We start from the raw sequence: 14800 nt of genomic DNA, 5'->3' as shown, positions 1-14800 counted from the left end.
ATTTTTACAGGAATGAATAAAACAAAAAAGAAAAGATATACAGGTTTATGGCTTTTACTCTCTCTCTTATTAATAGCAGGAGCAGGAGGTTTTGTTTACTATAAAGTATTTGGACCCAATACAGGCGACCTGCACCAGGGAGAATACCTGTACATACCCACGGGAGCGTCTTACCTGCTGGTATACGACGAATTGATAAACGGTGGGTATATCGACGACCCTGCCAGTTTTGATATATTGGCACACAGGGCAAATTACCCCGCAAGTATAAAACCAGGCAAGTATAAGGTACCAAAAGGCATCAGTAACTATGAGCTGATCAGGAAACTGAGATCAGGGAAACAGGAACCCGTAAAACTGGTCATTAATAAGCTGCGCACCAAAGCCGACTTTATTCAGTTTGTATCTGCAAGACTTGAACCGGATTCTGCCGCAATCGCAGCAATACTGAGCGACAATGAACTACTGAAAACCTATGGTTTTGATACAACCACTGCGCTGGCAGCCATCATACCCGACACCTATGAGTTTTACTGGAATACTGGAGCTGAAAAGGTATATGCAAGATTAGTTGACTATTACAACCGTTTCTGGACCGAGGATCGTAAGCAACAGGCATTTGCCAGATCGCTCACGCCATTACAAGTAATGGTATTGGCCTCTATTGTAGAAGAGGAAACTAACAGGGCTGATGAACGTGCCACAGTAGCATCGGTTTACCTCAACAGGCTTAAGTTTGGCATGAAACTCCAGGCCGACCCTACCGTAAAATTTGCCGTTAACGACTTCGCTCTGAAAAGAATATTGAATATCCACCTTGAGTTCGACTCCCCATACAATACGTACCTGTATGCCGGGCTGCCTCCGGGGCCTATCACAACCCCTTCAAAATCCAGCATCGAAGCTGTACTGAATGCTAAAGAGACAGATTACATTTATTTCTGTGCAAAAGAAGACTTCAGCGGTTATCACAACTTTGCCAGCAACTACAAAGAGCACATGAAAAATGCCCGTGAATACCAGAAGGCACTGAATGAGAATGGTATAAAATAAACCATGGACCAATTCCTCACATATCAAACCTTTATCACAGCAACTGCAGCACAAGACATTGTACAAGTGTTGCAGGAGAACAATGTTCCGTTTGAATTTGATAATGCCAATAACATGGGCTCAAAATTTTTTGAGTTCAATACCGGCACACAACAGTTGGAACTAAAACTCAGGAAAGAAGACTTTTCAAAAGCTGACAGGCTTATTGAGCAAACGGCTGTCGAACAGATCCCCTTGCTTACTGAAGATTACCACATATTCGCATACAATAAGGACGAACTCACCGGCATTGTGAGTGAACCTGATAAATGGAATAAATTTGACTATTACATAGCCAAACATCTGTTGCTAACCCGTTACAACGATGTAACACCTGGCCAACTGGAGCAATTAAAAGAACAAAGGCTGGAAGAGCTCTCGAAACCCGATACAAGTACCCCGTCCCTGATCAGGTTCCGATACCTATTTGCATTGGCGGGCGTACCGGGTATTATTTTAGGCCTTGTGATATATACACATAAAAAAACATTGCCCAATGGCGAAAATGTTTACGTATATAGTTACGACAGCAGGAAAAAGGCGTTAGTTGTTATTGCCATCAGCACTTTGTTCCTGCTACTATATATCTGTATGGCTCTTTACCGCCACCTTTCAAATTCTTATTAAAATATTATTACCTATACAATAATATGACACAATGCATGTTATTATTAAGTAATTTCATCTACGAGATCATCTAACCAAAACTCTGAATATGCGAAAATCAATACCACTCTTCGTACTTTTTTTACTGTACACACTTACCTTAAATGCAGCGACAAATATCTCAGGACAAGTACGTAATAATGTTACATGGACAAAATCAGGGAGCCCTTATATGATAGACGCCGGAGTTGAGATTGCTCCGAATGTCACTGTTACTATTGATCCGGGAACAGAACTCATTCTTGCCGGCAACCTTGATATTTATGGAGCCATACACCTTATTGGCACGTCAAATGATATTATCCGGTTCAGGTCACAAGATGGGAATGATAAAAAACTGTCCTTTATGACTGGTAATCTACCGGATACCCTGAAGGCTCAATATTGCTCATTTGAGCATATCAATCTCAGGGCAGGTGGAGTAAACCTTGCTTTCGACAACTGTTCATTCATGAATGCCAATTCACTATTTGGTTCGCAAACGCCTGCCAGCACTGTTTGTATTACCAATTGTAATATCACAAACACCGAGATAAACATGGGCCCCTCGAAAACATTTTTTGCTGATAAAAATGTAGTTGTAAATGGTTGGTTCAAAACACAGTATGTGAACAATGTTATTATTACCAACAATGTTATTTCCAATGGTCCTTACGGCATCTGGTGTTACTATGTCAACACCCCTGTTTTTCAGAATAACATTATTTTCAATACGACACAATTCGGAATTGACCTTGTTGGTGGGTGGCTGGATACAGACAACCCTATCTCTGGCAATATTATCACACACAACCAGGATATTGGTATAAGAGTCCGAAATTCTGATGCTATGCTTTCCGGCAATAGTATCTATGATAACACCACAGGAATATATTATGCATCTTCTTCTCAGCAAGCAACCTTTGAGAATAACTGTATTTATAATAACGGCGAGAACTTCAGGTATAATTCAGCCGGTAGTTATGCTATAGGCACTAACTGGTGGGGCACTCCTGACTCAACAACCATAGAAGGTACTATCTTTGACTATGAAGATGACTTCAAAATAGGCAAGATCAGCTTCATGCCGGTACTGCAACAGGCTTATACCTCATGCAAAACATATATTCCTACCGGTATCCCTGATATGGCAGAAACAAATTCAATATCAGTTTCGCCTAATCCCTGCTCAAACGTCATCAATATCAAGGCTGCACAAGGAGATAATATCAGAACTATTCAATTATTTGACATAACAGGAAAAGAGATCTATTTCTCAGCCTTCAAAAACACAAATAATGTGAGCATCCCTGCTACTAATTATCCTTCCGGTGTGTACATTTACAAAGTAACACTAAATGACAACAGTATAGCAACAGGAAAAATAAGCCATCAATAAATTACAGGATATAAAAAAGCGGCCTGAACTGTATGTTCAGGCCGCTTTGCTTTTAGGAATAATATCTACCACAGCTTCACCCGCATACTATCAGGCAGGTACATTTTATTACCGGGCTGCACATTGAATGCTTCGTAAAACTCAGGCACGTTCGGGAACGGACCGTTCACCCTGTACTTGGCAGGTGAGTGCACATCTGTCATTATCCTGCTGGCCAACGACTCTTTACGTATCTCGTACATCCAACCCAGGGCATACCCCAGGAAAAAACGCTGCAGTGGTGTAAAACCACTTATTTTCTCTCCTTTCTTATAGGTCTCTGTTTGCTTAAAAGCATCCAGCCCTATCAATATACCACCCAGGTCTGCCAGGTTCTCACCCAGTGTAGCTGCACCGTTTATATGCATGGTATCTACAGGCATAAATTGGTTGAACTGCCCTACCAGTACGTTGGCACGCTGAGTGAATTGCTCTTCATCCATTTTTGCCCACCAGTTCTTCAAGTTGCCTTTTGCATCAAACTGCCTGCCTTCATCATCAAAACCATGGGTTATCTCATGACCAACGGTTGATGCTGCCGCATAACCATACACCAATGCATCATCCAGTTCTTCGTCCCTATATCCCGGCACGGTAAATATACCCGCCGGCAGTACTATCTCATTATTTGATGGGTTGTAGTAAGCATTATAGGTTTGTGGTGTCATATCCCACTCATTACGGTCAACAGGCTTGCCCAATTTAGCCAGGTCATATGTATTCCACCACATGTGGGCACTCATCATATTCTGTGCGTACGACTCACGGCCTATCTTCAACGAAGAAAAATCTTTCCACTTATCAGGGTAACCTACCTTCTTTGTGATAGCTGCCAGTTTCGCCTGTGCCTTTTGTTTGGTGCTATCCGTCATCCAACCTAGGTTGTCTATACGTGCCTTATAGGCAGTGCGTACATTCTCTACTATATCTTCATAACGCTTCTTAGCCCTATCATTAAAATATTCTTTGGCAAACAACTGTCCCAGGGCCTCGCCCATTGCGCCTTCTTCGGCATTAAGTACACGTTTCCAGCGTGGCTTGTTTTCCTTGGCACCATATATCAGCTTGCTGTAATAGTCAAAATTTGCATCGACAAAAGCATTACTCAGGTAGCTCCCCATATCCTTTACAAGATGAAAAGCCATATAATCCTTTAACACCTGTATGTCAGTTGCAGACAATACTTTGTCCAACTGGGTATAGAATTCCGGCTGTCCGACTATCACGGTATCTACATTATTGGCACCTATCTCTTTTATCGTAGCAGCCCAGTCAATGGTTGGCGATATTTTTTTCAGGTTGCTTACTGCCATTTTATTGTAGTTGGCATAAGGGTCACGCAGATCTTCCAGCTTGCGCGACTTTTCTGCCAGCTTCGTCTCCAGTGCTACTATACCTGCAGCTTTTGCATCTGCTTCAGCAGCCGGCACGCCCGTCAGTTGAAACACTTTTGAGATATAACCCGGATAAGCGTCACGTATATTGGTCGTGCGCTCATCTGTATTGAAGTAATAATCACGGTTAGGCAGCCCTAGTCCGCCTTGCCATAATGTGTACGACATCACCTCGCTGTTCATGGCATCCTGCCCTACACCCTCTCCAAAGAAAACACCCACACCATAACGATGCATATCCGCAGCCTGCTTCATCACCTCTTCTTTGGTTTGCAAAGCTGCTATCTTATCCAGTTCAGGCTGTAGCGGAGCGATACCCTGCTTTTCTATTGTAACCGTATCCATAGCTGTCTGCCAGAAATCGGCTATCTGCTTGTCTGTACCTGTTGCGTTCTTATTCTTTACTGCTTCTTCATTTATGTGCAGCAAACGTGCGTACAGTTCGTCTTGCACCAGGTAAGCGATGCCCCAGCCTGTTTCATCATCGGGTATCGGGTGCCCTTTTATCCAGCCACCATTGGCATACTGGAAGAAATCATCCGCCGGGTTGATTGTAGTATCAACATTCGCAAGCAGTATATCCCCCTTAGCTTCCTTTTTATCAGCATTATTACACGCCGACAGTAACAAAATAGCCGCAACCGGCCCCATGAACTTCCTGTTCATCATATCATTAAAAAATTTGAATTGCGAATGTACAGGATTATTGCATTTTTGCGAATGTGCCATGAGGTCATATTTTGAGGGATATTAGGTAATATGCCAAATAAAATTTTAATAAAACGTGAAATATACGTATATTTGTTATTAACAGTACTATACATTAGCATTAAAGCTCTTTGACATATCACATGAAGATCAGGGTGAATATCCCCTCTCTAATGAACATTTCTATCAGTAACGCAGCATCCCCGTAGCCATCAGGACACAACAAAAAGCATTGGTACTTTTTTTAAAGCCCTGTTTGGGGAAACATTTGGAAACAAAACTGTCTAATTTATTTATTGTCAATAAATTATAAAGAACATACGGCCTAATCAGGGGGTAAAAAGGAAACAAAATGGAAACAAATGCAGTCTTTCGGGAACAAAACAGGACATTTTTCAACCTACTCGCATAACTTTGCACTTATCCTGCACATATTATAACAGGAATACTATATCACCCGTACTTTTTTCAGAAAGATTTTCCTATTTTTGCAGTCGCCCCGCTAATGGGGGCTTTTTAATTTGTGCCATGTTTCGGCAGCGGCCACAGGTTATACGGGTATAGTTCAATGGTAGAATAGAGGTCTCCAAAACCTTTGATGTGGGTTCGAATCCTACTACCCGTGCCAAAGCAATTAGCTAACTTGCTAAATATTAGTATATTATGAGCAAATTCGGATCCTATATCCAGGCTGCCTACGACGAACTGATACACAAAGTATCATGGCCGTCCTGGGACGAACTGCAACAAACAACCATTATCGTATTGGTGGCATTGGTTATCCTGACACTGATGATATTTGGTATGGACTTCGTGTCAGAAAAGGCACTGACCTTATTGTACAGCATTTTAGGATAAACCTTCAGGCAATGACAGAAGAACTGACAAATAACGAAGAACAATCAATGGAACCTGCAAACGAGGCACAGCCGCCAAAACCGGCTAAACCTGAGCAGGAAACCAAATGGTATGTTCTGCGCGCCATCAGCGGTAAAGAAAGAAAAGTGAAGGAATACCTGGACAAAGAGATCCAGATAAATGGCTGGGGTGGTTCTATACTGCAGGTGCTTTGCCCTTCTGAGAAGGTGTTCAAAGTACAGGGTGGTAAAAAGGTACTGCGCGAGAAAACACTGTTCCCGGGCTACCTGATGATAGAAGCACTGGATGGCAAACTGACTGATGACATGATACAAACCATAAAAGGTGTTACCAACGTAATACACTTTTTAGGTAAAGATCAGCCAACGGCACTACGCAAATCTGAGGTGAACAAGATGTTCGGTAAAATGGACGAAGTGGACGAGCAAGGCATCAGCTACGCAGATCCATACATCATCGGCGAGACGGTACGTATCACCGATGGTCCTTTCAACGACTTTAACGGTACGGTAGAAGAAGTGAACGACGAGAAGAAGAAACTGAAAGTGGTTGTGAAGATATTCGGACGTGCTACACCGGTAGAACTCAGCTATATGCAGGTTGAGAAGATAGCATAGTAACCACTTAATAATACTTGTTGATTCGCCCCTGCTTTGCGGGGGCGAACTTGTCTTAAGACAATCCTGTCACATCTGTTATCTTTATACTGTTGAACAAACCGATGGATAAATACGCAGTAATAGTAGCCGGGGGCAAAGGAGTAAGAATGGGTAACGCCCTGCCCAAACAGTTTCTGCCACTGGCGGGCAAACCCGTGTTATACTATACGATAAAAGCATTTGCGGACGCTTACGAGGATATGAAACTCATACTGGTGCTGCCTGCCGACCAGCTGAGCTATACACAAATGGTCTTACAGGCTTTTCCTGAACGAATAGACATAGCTATTGTTACAGGAGGCCTTACCCGCTTCCACAGCGTACAGAACGGGCTGAAAGAAGTACCGGCAGACTCCGTAGTGTTTGTGCACGACGGTGTGCGCCCGATGGTATCTCCTGCACTGATAAAGGCTTGCTACGAGCAGGCTGTTACCAAAGGCAGCGCCATACCTGCTATACCTGTTTCAGACAGTATGAGACAGGTAGAAGGTGATAAAAGCAAACCTGTTGACAGGCAATACATGCGGAGCATACAAACCCCGCAGACCTTCTTGTCAGAAATGCTGCTACCTGCATTTGAACAGGAGTATTCAGAGGCTTTTACAGATGAGGCTACCGTCGTAGAAGCATACGGCAAACAAGTGTATCTTATTAATGGCGAGCGCAGCAATATAAAACTTACAACACCGGAGGATATGCTCTATGCAGAGCTTATGTTGAAGCAGCAAGGTACTGATGAATAAATGGCTGATATACATATTACTGCTTGGCAGCCTTTCAGCAAAGGCGCAGGATACGAGTATATTCAAGTACCCGATCACCATGGACGAAGTAGTAATATCTGCCACGAGAGAAGGCTGGGACCTGCAGGGCTTCATAAAAAGGGTACAGAATGATACCACCTTTTACAAAGCATTCAAAAGTATGCGTATCATGTCGTATAACGCCACGAACGACATACGCGTGTATAATGAAAGGGGTAAGGTAACAGCGTCACTCTACAGCCTCACACACCAAAGGGCATGGAACGGTTGCAGGGCAATGGATGTATTGCAGGAAAAGATAACGGGCAACTTTTATAAGAAACATAAAGAGTACAGGTATTATACCGCTGAGCTGTATGCCTATCTTTTCTTTACAAAAGATACAATGTGTCACCAGTCAGACATCATTGGCGAAACATCAGGCGAGAAGGAAACGGGTACTATTGCCAAACAAAAGCAAAAACTAAAACAACTCATATTCAACCCCGGCAGCAAAATAGCGGGTGTACCCTTCATGGGAGATAAGGCAGCCATATTTGAGCCGGAAGTGGCTGAGATGTACAACTTCAGGCTGGCATCAGAGGAATATGATGGTGAGGAGTGTTATGTATTCAAGGCCACACCCAAAGCGGAGTATAAAAACGATGTGGTGTACAACTACCTGGCCACATGGTTCCGTAAAAGTGACTACTCCATAGTTGCCCGCGACTACTCCCTATCGTACAACACGCTGGCTTATGACTTTGACGTAGTAATGAAAGTACGCACCCGTATAGAGAATGGCAGGCTCTTGCCTGTACATATTGAATATGACGGCAACTGGCATGTGTTTACCCAGAAACGTGAGCGGGTGAAGTTTATCACCAACATAGTTTACTAAGTTTAGTAATTTAGCAAGAGACAGATGATAGCCCCCGAATCGATACAGGAAGTAATGGACCGCGCCGATATAACCGACGTGGTAGGGCAGTTCGTACGCCTGAAAAAACGTGGTGCCAACTATATTGCCAATTGCCCTTTCCATAACGAGAAGACGCCCTCCTTCTATGTATCAGCAGCTAAAGGGATTTACAAATGTTTCGGTTGCGGTAAAGGAGGCAATGTGGTTACGTTCATACAGGAGCATGAAAAACTCACCTATCCCGAAGCTATCAAGTGGCTGGCCGATTACTATAAGATAGAGATACAGGAGACGGAGAAGACTCCGGAGCAGCAGCAACAGCAGGCAGCAGAAGAAAGCCTGCGTATCATCAATGAATATGCAGCGCAATACTTTACAGACACCCTGCTGAATACCGAAGAAGGACAGGCAATAGGTATGTCCTATTTCAAACAGCGTGGTTTCCGCAAAGAGACAATAGAGAAATTCAGGCTTGGTTATTGCCCTGAAGGCTACGATACCTTTGCCAGAGAGGCTATACAGAAAGGCTACAAGCCCGACCTTCTGGAAAGATCAGGGCTTATCAAGCATCGTAATGATAAGTACTACGATGTGTACCACGGCAGAGTGATATTCCCGATACAGGCCATGACAGGACGTGTATTAGGGTTTGGTGCGCGGATACTGAAGAAGAACGAAAAAGCACCCAAATACATCAACTCGCCGGAGAATGAACTGTACAACAAAAGTCGTGTGCTATATGGCATGCACCAGTCCCGGCAGGCTATCAGCAAGCTGGATGAGTGCTTCCTTGTAGAAGGATATACCGATGTTATATCTCTGCACCAGGGAGGTGTGGAGAACGTGGTTTCCAGTAGTGGCACATCGCTTACCGACGGACAACTACGTCTCATAGGCCAGATAACAAAGAACCTGACCATACTATACGATGGAGACTCTGCAGGTGTAAAAGCCGCCCTGCGCGGTTTAGACCTTGCACTTGAGCATAGCTTTAACGTACAACTGGTACTCCTGCCCGAGGGCAACGACCCTGACAGCTTCATACAGGAGAAAGGTGCAGAAGAGTTTCATCAGTATGTAAAAGACCATAAGAAAGATGTCATTGGTTTCAGGCTGGAAGTAGGCCTGAAAGAAGTAGGTGACGACCCGGTGAAGAAATCGAAACTGGTGAACGAGATAGCGGAAAGCATCTCGAAGATCAACAAGGCTGAGGACTTCTCATTGCAGGACTACTATATCAAAAAAGCATCTGATGCACTTGAAGTAGATCTGACAGGAATGATCAACCTGGTGAACAAAAATATCAGGGAGAAGCTGGATAATGAGCGTAAACACCGGGCAAAAGAAGAGGCCGCACAGGAGCCTGTTCCACAGGAATACCTGCCGCAGGAAGAACTGGTTGAAGACAAAGGAGATGAAGAACAGGAATGGGAACTGGTAAGGATATTGCTGGAACACGGCAATAAAGACTATGAGCAATACAATAATGTAGCCGCACTTATTCATGAACGTATAGACCCCGACCTGATAGAAAGTGATATGGCACGTATGATATACGACAGTTATTACGCCTACGAATCAGAAAAAGGAGAACTGCCTGGCGCGAATTTCTTCAACCAGTTTCCCGATGTAGCTATGCAAAACAAACTGGCCGGCCTGATGCACACCCGCAACGAGATAAGCCATAACTGGAAAGACATATACGGCATCAGCACCCTGAATGGCGAAATGAACTATATCAACGAAATAGACAGTGCCCTCTCCTACTTCGAACTAAAAAAGCTGAAACAGGTGCAAGACGAAGTACTGAAACGAATAAAGGCCGAGCAGGACCAGGTAAGGCTTACCGCACTCATCAGCAAACACCTTGAACTAAAACGCGCCGAAGCCGACATACTGAAACGCACCGGTACCGTCATTGTAAAAAAGCCTGGTAAGTGATATATCACATCATTATCAACTTCCGCACAAAAGGTATCTTACTGATAATAAATGCTGACAGTAAAGACAGCATTATCAATATAGGAGTAAAGGCATAAGCCCACCACTCCTGCCCGAACAACTCTTTATAATTAACAAGAAAGAAATACATGAACAAAGGATGGATAAGGTACACCCCTCCTGATAATTTACCTGTAGTGCTCAATACTGAACTTTGCCCCGGGTATCTCATGGCCAATACCAGTATTGAACTGCTTAGTAACAATGTTGATATATAATAGTCTGCAGTAGTGGCATCGTAATTGTTTATCATCCACACACATTCATAATACTGTAGAATAAAGAGAGCTGCAATCAACACTGATAATGGTATAGTACTTATTTCTTTGATGCGGTATTCCTGCTTTCTTATGATATGACCCAATGCCATACATGGGAACGCAAAAAACAAACCACTACGGGTAAAGTATGTTTCCCTGAGCCAATCTGATGTTGGCATTGGCAGGAATGATACATGCTCAGGATATCCGAAACGAAACTGCTGCCCTGTCAGGCCCAGAGTATATAATAGCAATGCCAATGTCAATAACAACCATTGCTTTCTTCTTAAGAAGGCTACAATGAGTGCTGCTATTACATAGGCTATGAAGAACCATAAATGGCGCTCATACCCGTAGAATAATATCTTATACCAAACGTTGAGTTTATCATTTAGGGCCGTATCATCCGTAAATTGAAAAACAGGATAATTCAATCCGTTATGTTGTCTTATATAAATAAACAGTAATGACCAGGTAGCATATATCACGATAACCTTGCCTATTCGTATTAGTAGCTTCTTATAGTTGCCAAAATCTATAAGGAAACCACTGGCCACAAAAAAGAAAGGGACGGCAAAACGTGCGATATTATCAATCACAAAAGAAAAGCTCCCCTGCTCAAAGCCATCAACAGCACTTGTTGTTTTGGTATGTATACAAACAACAAAGAAAGCTGCGATGAGCTTTATAATATCTATTGTATAGTTTCGGCTTGTAGTTGTTTCGTGCACAATATTCACCTGTCTGTTGTAAATTTATAGAATGTTCGGCAGCAAATGGGTGCTTTGTGTTTTCAGCTACAACAGGGGTATGCTCTTGCGAAACCTGCTGCGTTCAGCAAGGCTTTTCTATCCGGAGTTCGATATTGTAATATTTGATGACAATAGTGATGATGCTGAAACTCAAAAAGTACTTACTGAACAGGGCAGCACTAACTGCAAAGTGATAATAAGCCCCTCAGACCATACAAAAAGTAAACACGGAGGCCTATATGCTCAAATGAACAAGGCACTGATGTATGCTATTGACCACCAATACAGCTATGCCTACTTCGTACAGGATGACATGCAGTTCTTGTGGCGCGATGAAGTATTAGAGAATAAGATAACCAAAGCCTTTACCCGAAAAGAATGCCTGATGTGCAACAGCAGTTTTTTACAAAAGATACTCACTGATGGAATTGAAGACAGGCTACCTCTTGCTGAAGATAATTTGTACACATTTAAGGGCAACGGTGTGGCTGACACCGGGATCATAGACCTAGAGAAAGCCCGGGAAGCGGATCTTCAATTTCCGGAACACAGTGAAAGTGGTAACGGACAATACTGGTATAATAAAGGCTTCAGGCTGTATTGGCTGCCACAACCACACCTGGCATGGGTGCCATGGCCAGCCACATTCCGCAACAGGCAAAAAGAGAACAGGAAGACCAACGAATTGCTACCTTTGACAGATGAAAGCATCAAACGGTTACAGCAAAACCAATCGTACGCCTACCTTGAAGATTATACAAAAACGGTTCGCCTTTTACCTAAACCTTACTGGTATACTGCCAACCCGGGCAAATTGAATTTGTTGAAAATTTATATTAAGTACTATTTAAAACACATCATATAAAAGTGGCAAGGATTCTAGCATTGGATTACGGCAAAAAACGAACAGGCATCGCCGTATCAGACCCTGAGCAGATCATAGCGAGGGGGCTGGGAACTGTTGAAACAAAGGAACTGATAGGCTACCTTAAGAACTACTTTAAGGAGGAATCGGTGGAAAAGGTCGTCATTGGTTACCCGCTGAACTTTGACGATACCCCTACTGATGCTACCCCATTGGTGGAGAAATTCATAGGCAAATACAAGCACGTGTTTCCTCATATAGAAATAGAGACCGTAGATGAGCGCCTGAGCTCGAAAATGGCCTCGCATGCCATATCCGGTATGGGGCTGAAAAAGAAAGAAAGAGAAAGCAAAGAACTGATAGATACAGTAGCCGCTACTATCCTGCTGCAGGATTACTTAGAAAGCCGCGGCTAATTCGTACCTTTGCTAACTTTAATACGTATTATGATTTTACCTGTTGTGGCCTACGGGCATCCCGTTTTAAGGAAAATGTGTGAAGATATAACCCCGGACTACCCGGAGTTGAAAAAGCTGATAGCTGATATGTGGGAAACAATGTATCACAGCAACGGCGTGGGACTGGCCGCTCCGCAGATAAACCGTGCGATAAGAATGTTTGTAGTAGATACTGAGCAGATAGTAGAGAACTTTGATGAAGTGGACAAAGAGGAATATCCGAATGAAAAGCCTGTAAAAAGGGTATTCATCAATGCGCATGTAATAGAAAAATCGGGCGAAGAGTGGGCTTATAATGAAGGTTGTCTGAGCATACCTAAAATAAGGGAGGACATTTATCGTCACGCCAAAGTGAAACTGCGCTTTGTTGACGAACAGTTCAATGAGCATTTAGAAGAGTTTGATGGCATTACGGCAAGGGTTATTTTGCACGAGTATGACCATATAGATGGCAAACTGTTCATAGATTATATGAAACCCATTAAGAAAAGACTGATACAGAAAAAGTTGAATGACATAAGTAACGGAAAAGTAAAGACCGATTACCGCATGTTATTTGTCAAATAAAGCCTACTTTCGGAAACCAAATTTTGTCAACAATAACCACATACACGGAAGGAGAACTGGTGATGCTGCTTAAGCAAAAGAGCAGACAGGGGTTCGATTACCTGTACAAGCAATATTCAGGTGCTTTGTACGGTATCATCCGTAAGGTTATTGCAGACGAACAGACAGCCCAGGATGTATTGCAGGAGGCATTTGTTAAAATATGGAACAACATTGACAAATTTGACCCCGCAAAGGGACGCCTGTACACATGGATGCTGAACCTGTGCCGCAATACAGCTATAGACAAGCTACGCTCGAAGGGAGAGATCATGAAAGGGAAAATCCGTACAGGTGATGATATCGTATATAATGAGCAGAATGATCTGAGCACAGAACAAAAAACAGACACGATAGGGCTTAGAAATGTAGTAGCAGGCATGAAGCCCGAATATCAGTCAATAGTAGAACTGGCTTATTTCAAAGGTTTTACCCTCGATGAAATATCAAAATCACTAGACGTACCACTCGGGACTGTAAAGACCCGGATGAGGAAAGCTATGAGTATATTACGGGAACATTATAATATTAATTAAGTATAAAAGAGTGAATATAAAGGAATACATAGAATCAGGCATATTAGAAGCCTACGTACTAGGCGCCCTCACAGAAGATGAGCGCATCGGCGTAGAGTCTGATATAGCCTTGTATCCTGAACTGGCGGCGGAACTGGCGGCCATTGAGGAGGCTATGCTAAACCTTGCACAGGACCAGGCGGTACCGCCTCCGGCATTTATGCAGGAGCAGATATGGGAAGCCCTGGACAATGAAACTACAGAAGAAGAACCTGCAGAAGATAATAATCCTGCCCCCACACAAACCATTCCTATACCTCCCAAACAACCTTCGTGGCAAAGAGCCGCTATATGGGCAGCCGTGATAGTAAGTGCGCTTACCAACTTCATACTACTGAGCCAGAGAAACCAGAGCAGGGATCAACAAATGGCGCTTGTTGCCAAAGTAGACTCGATGGAGGCCACGCAACAACAACTGGCGACTGTAATTGACGCGTACAAAAAAGAAAAAGATCTGCTGGCTGACCCCGGTATGAAGACTGTTGTCATGCACAAAGAAGGTGACACACATATGGCGGGTGTCGTATACTGGAATAAAGAAAAAGGTGATGCCTACCTGGCTTTTCACAATATGCCGCTGCCACCACAAGGCAAACAGTACCAACTTTGGGTAATACAGGATGGGAAACCTGTTGATATGGGCGTTATTTCCAACGATATGGTTGCAAAGGATGGCTCCCCGAAAAAGATACCTCTTAATGTACAATCCGGCCAGGCATTTGCTATTTCATTAGAAAAAGAAGGCGGCAACCCTACTCCTACGCAAGTGTATATGGTAGGGGTTATTTAACCTGCCTGCGATT

General features: G+C 43.3%; 15 protein-coding genes and 1 tRNA gene. 14 read left to right on the top strand and 2 right to left on the bottom strand.

Going from position 1 to position 14800, the window contains the following annotated elements; genetic code table 11:
- Positions 1 to 12 precede the first annotated feature (12 nt).
- The 3 genes from mltG (at position 13) to H6550_07050 (ending at position 3136) form a co-directional block, all read left to right on the top strand.
- Positions 13 to 1053, top strand: a complete 1041-nt coding sequence (gene mltG / locus H6550_07060) for an endolytic transglycosylase MltG (protein MCB9045881.1) — start codon at positions 13 to 15, stop codon at positions 1051 to 1053.
- Positions 1054 to 1056: 3 nt separating this feature from the next.
- Positions 1057 to 1719, top strand: coding sequence for a hypothetical protein (locus tag H6550_07055; GenBank protein MCB9045880.1), 663 nt, complete (start codon positions 1057 to 1059; stop codon positions 1717 to 1719).
- Positions 1720 to 1807: 88 nt separating this feature from the next.
- Entirely contained in the window at positions 1808 to 3136 is a 1329-nt protein-coding gene (locus H6550_07050; GenBank protein MCB9045879.1) for a right-handed parallel beta-helix repeat-containing protein, read from the top strand.
- Between the two features lie 65 nt (positions 3137 to 3201).
- On the opposite strand, the gene H6550_07045 is transcribed toward H6550_07050, so the two are convergent.
- Positions 3202 to 5235 (bottom strand): M13 family metallopeptidase, encoded by a 2034-nt coding sequence (locus H6550_07045; GenBank protein ID MCB9045878.1) that lies wholly within the window; start codon positions 5233 to 5235, stop codon positions 3202 to 3204.
- 596 nt (positions 5236 to 5831) lie between these two features.
- On the opposite strand from H6550_07045, the gene H6550_07040 reads away from it, so the two are divergent.
- The 6 genes from H6550_07040 to H6550_07015 all read left to right on the top strand — a co-directional run bounded on the left by H6550_07040 (position 5832) and on the right by H6550_07015 (position 10421).
- Positions 5832 to 5905: transfer RNA gene (locus tag H6550_07040), tRNA-Trp, on the top strand.
- 35 nt (positions 5906 to 5940) lie between these two features.
- On the top strand, positions 5941 to 6135 hold the full coding sequence (secE, locus tag H6550_07035) for a preprotein translocase subunit SecE (GenBank protein MCB9045877.1): 195 nt from the start codon (positions 5941 to 5943) through the stop codon (positions 6133 to 6135).
- Between the two features lie 47 nt (positions 6136 to 6182).
- Positions 6183 to 6773 carry a transcription termination/antitermination factor NusG gene (gene nusG / locus H6550_07030; GenBank protein ID MCB9045876.1) on the top strand — a complete coding sequence of 197 codons (591 nt, stop codon included), beginning with the start codon at positions 6183 to 6185 and terminating at the stop codon, positions 6771 to 6773.
- Between the two features lie 104 nt (positions 6774 to 6877).
- Positions 6878 to 7558 (top strand): 2-C-methyl-D-erythritol 4-phosphate cytidylyltransferase, encoded by a 681-nt coding sequence (locus H6550_07025; GenBank protein MCB9045875.1) that lies wholly within the window; start codon positions 6878 to 6880, stop codon positions 7556 to 7558.
- The gene (locus H6550_07020) at positions 7551 to 8459 is read left to right on the top strand and encodes a hypothetical protein (GenBank protein ID MCB9045874.1); all 909 of its coding nucleotides are present in this window, start codon (positions 7551 to 7553) and stop codon (positions 8457 to 8459) included. The genes H6550_07025 and H6550_07020 overlap by 8 nt, the downstream gene beginning before the upstream one ends.
- Before the next feature lie 24 nt (positions 8460 to 8483).
- Positions 8484 to 10421: a DNA primase gene (locus H6550_07015; GenBank protein MCB9045873.1), complete on the top strand. Its 1938-nt coding sequence runs from the start codon at positions 8484 to 8486 to the stop codon at positions 10419 to 10421.
- 4 nt (positions 10422 to 10425) lie between these two features.
- Here the strand turns inward: H6550_07015 and H6550_07010 are convergent, their stop codons facing one another.
- Positions 10426 to 11481: an acyltransferase family protein gene (locus H6550_07010; protein MCB9045872.1), complete on the bottom strand. Its 1056-nt coding sequence runs from the start codon at positions 11479 to 11481 to the stop codon at positions 10426 to 10428.
- A gap of 22 nt (positions 11482 to 11503) precedes the next feature.
- Between H6550_07010 and H6550_07005 the strand changes: the two genes are divergently transcribed.
- From H6550_07005 to H6550_06985, 5 genes are all read left to right on the top strand, one after another.
- Positions 11504 to 12358, top strand: a complete 855-nt coding sequence (locus tag H6550_07005) for a glycosyltransferase family 2 protein (GenBank protein ID MCB9045871.1) — start codon at positions 11504 to 11506, stop codon at positions 12356 to 12358.
- A 2-nt stretch (positions 12359 to 12360) separates the two neighbouring features.
- Complete coding sequence (gene ruvX / locus H6550_07000) at positions 12361 to 12774, top strand: Holliday junction resolvase RuvX (GenBank protein ID MCB9045870.1); 414 nt, start codon at positions 12361 to 12363, stop codon at positions 12772 to 12774.
- A 30-nt stretch (positions 12775 to 12804) separates the two neighbouring features.
- Positions 12805 to 13383: a peptide deformylase gene (locus tag H6550_06995; GenBank protein MCB9045869.1), complete on the top strand. Its 579-nt coding sequence runs from the start codon at positions 12805 to 12807 to the stop codon at positions 13381 to 13383.
- A 62-nt stretch (positions 13384 to 13445) separates the two neighbouring features.
- Positions 13446 to 13958, top strand: coding sequence for a sigma-70 family RNA polymerase sigma factor (locus H6550_06990; GenBank protein MCB9045868.1), 513 nt, complete (start codon positions 13446 to 13448; stop codon positions 13956 to 13958).
- 10 nt (positions 13959 to 13968) lie between these two features.
- On the top strand, positions 13969 to 14787 hold the full coding sequence (locus H6550_06985) for an anti-sigma factor (protein MCB9045867.1): 819 nt from the start codon (positions 13969 to 13971) through the stop codon (positions 14785 to 14787).
- Positions 14788 to 14800 lie beyond the last annotated feature (13 nt).

This window comes from Chitinophagales bacterium, assembly GCA_020636495.1.
In the GTDB taxonomy this organism is placed as follows: Bacteria; Bacteroidota; Bacteroidia; order Chitinophagales; family Chitinophagaceae; genus UBA5543.
The sequence above is the reverse complement of the archived record's forward strand: the minus strand, read 5'-3'. Positions and strand labels throughout refer to the sequence as shown.

Excerpts from the sequence above, each read along its gene's own strand:
- mltG (MCB9045881.1), top strand. The coding sequence starts at position 13 with ATGAATAAAACAAAAAAGAAAAGATATACAGGTTTATGGCTTTTACTC.
- secE (MCB9045877.1), top strand. The coding sequence starts at position 5,941 with ATGAGCAAATTCGGATCCTATATCCAGGCTGCCTACGACGAACTGATA.
- H6550_07005 (MCB9045871.1), top strand. The coding sequence starts at position 11,504 with ATGTTCGGCAGCAAATGGGTGCTTTGTGTTTTCAGCTACAACAGGGGT.
- H6550_06990 (MCB9045868.1), top strand. The coding sequence starts at position 13,446 with ATGCTGCTTAAGCAAAAGAGCAGACAGGGGTTCGATTACCTGTACAAG.
- nusG (MCB9045876.1), top strand. The coding sequence starts at position 6,183 with ATGGAACCTGCAAACGAGGCACAGCCGCCAAAACCGGCTAAACCTGAG.
- H6550_07055 (MCB9045880.1), top strand. The coding sequence starts at position 1,057 with ATGGACCAATTCCTCACATATCAAACCTTTATCACAGCAACTGCAGCA.
- H6550_07050 (MCB9045879.1), top strand. The coding sequence starts at position 1,808 with ATGCGAAAATCAATACCACTCTTCGTACTTTTTTTACTGTACACACTT.
- H6550_07025 (MCB9045875.1), top strand. The coding sequence starts at position 6,878 with ATGGATAAATACGCAGTAATAGTAGCCGGGGGCAAAGGAGTAAGAATG.
- H6550_07015 (MCB9045873.1), top strand. The coding sequence starts at position 8,484 with ATGATAGCCCCCGAATCGATACAGGAAGTAATGGACCGCGCCGATATA.
- H6550_07020 (MCB9045874.1), top strand. The coding sequence starts at position 7,551 with ATGAATAAATGGCTGATATACATATTACTGCTTGGCAGCCTTTCAGCA.
- H6550_06995 (MCB9045869.1), top strand. The coding sequence starts at position 12,805 with ATGATTTTACCTGTTGTGGCCTACGGGCATCCCGTTTTAAGGAAAATG.
- H6550_07045 (MCB9045878.1), bottom strand. The coding sequence starts at position 5,235 with ATGAACAGGAAGTTCATGGGGCCGGTTGCGGCTATTTTGTTACTGTCG.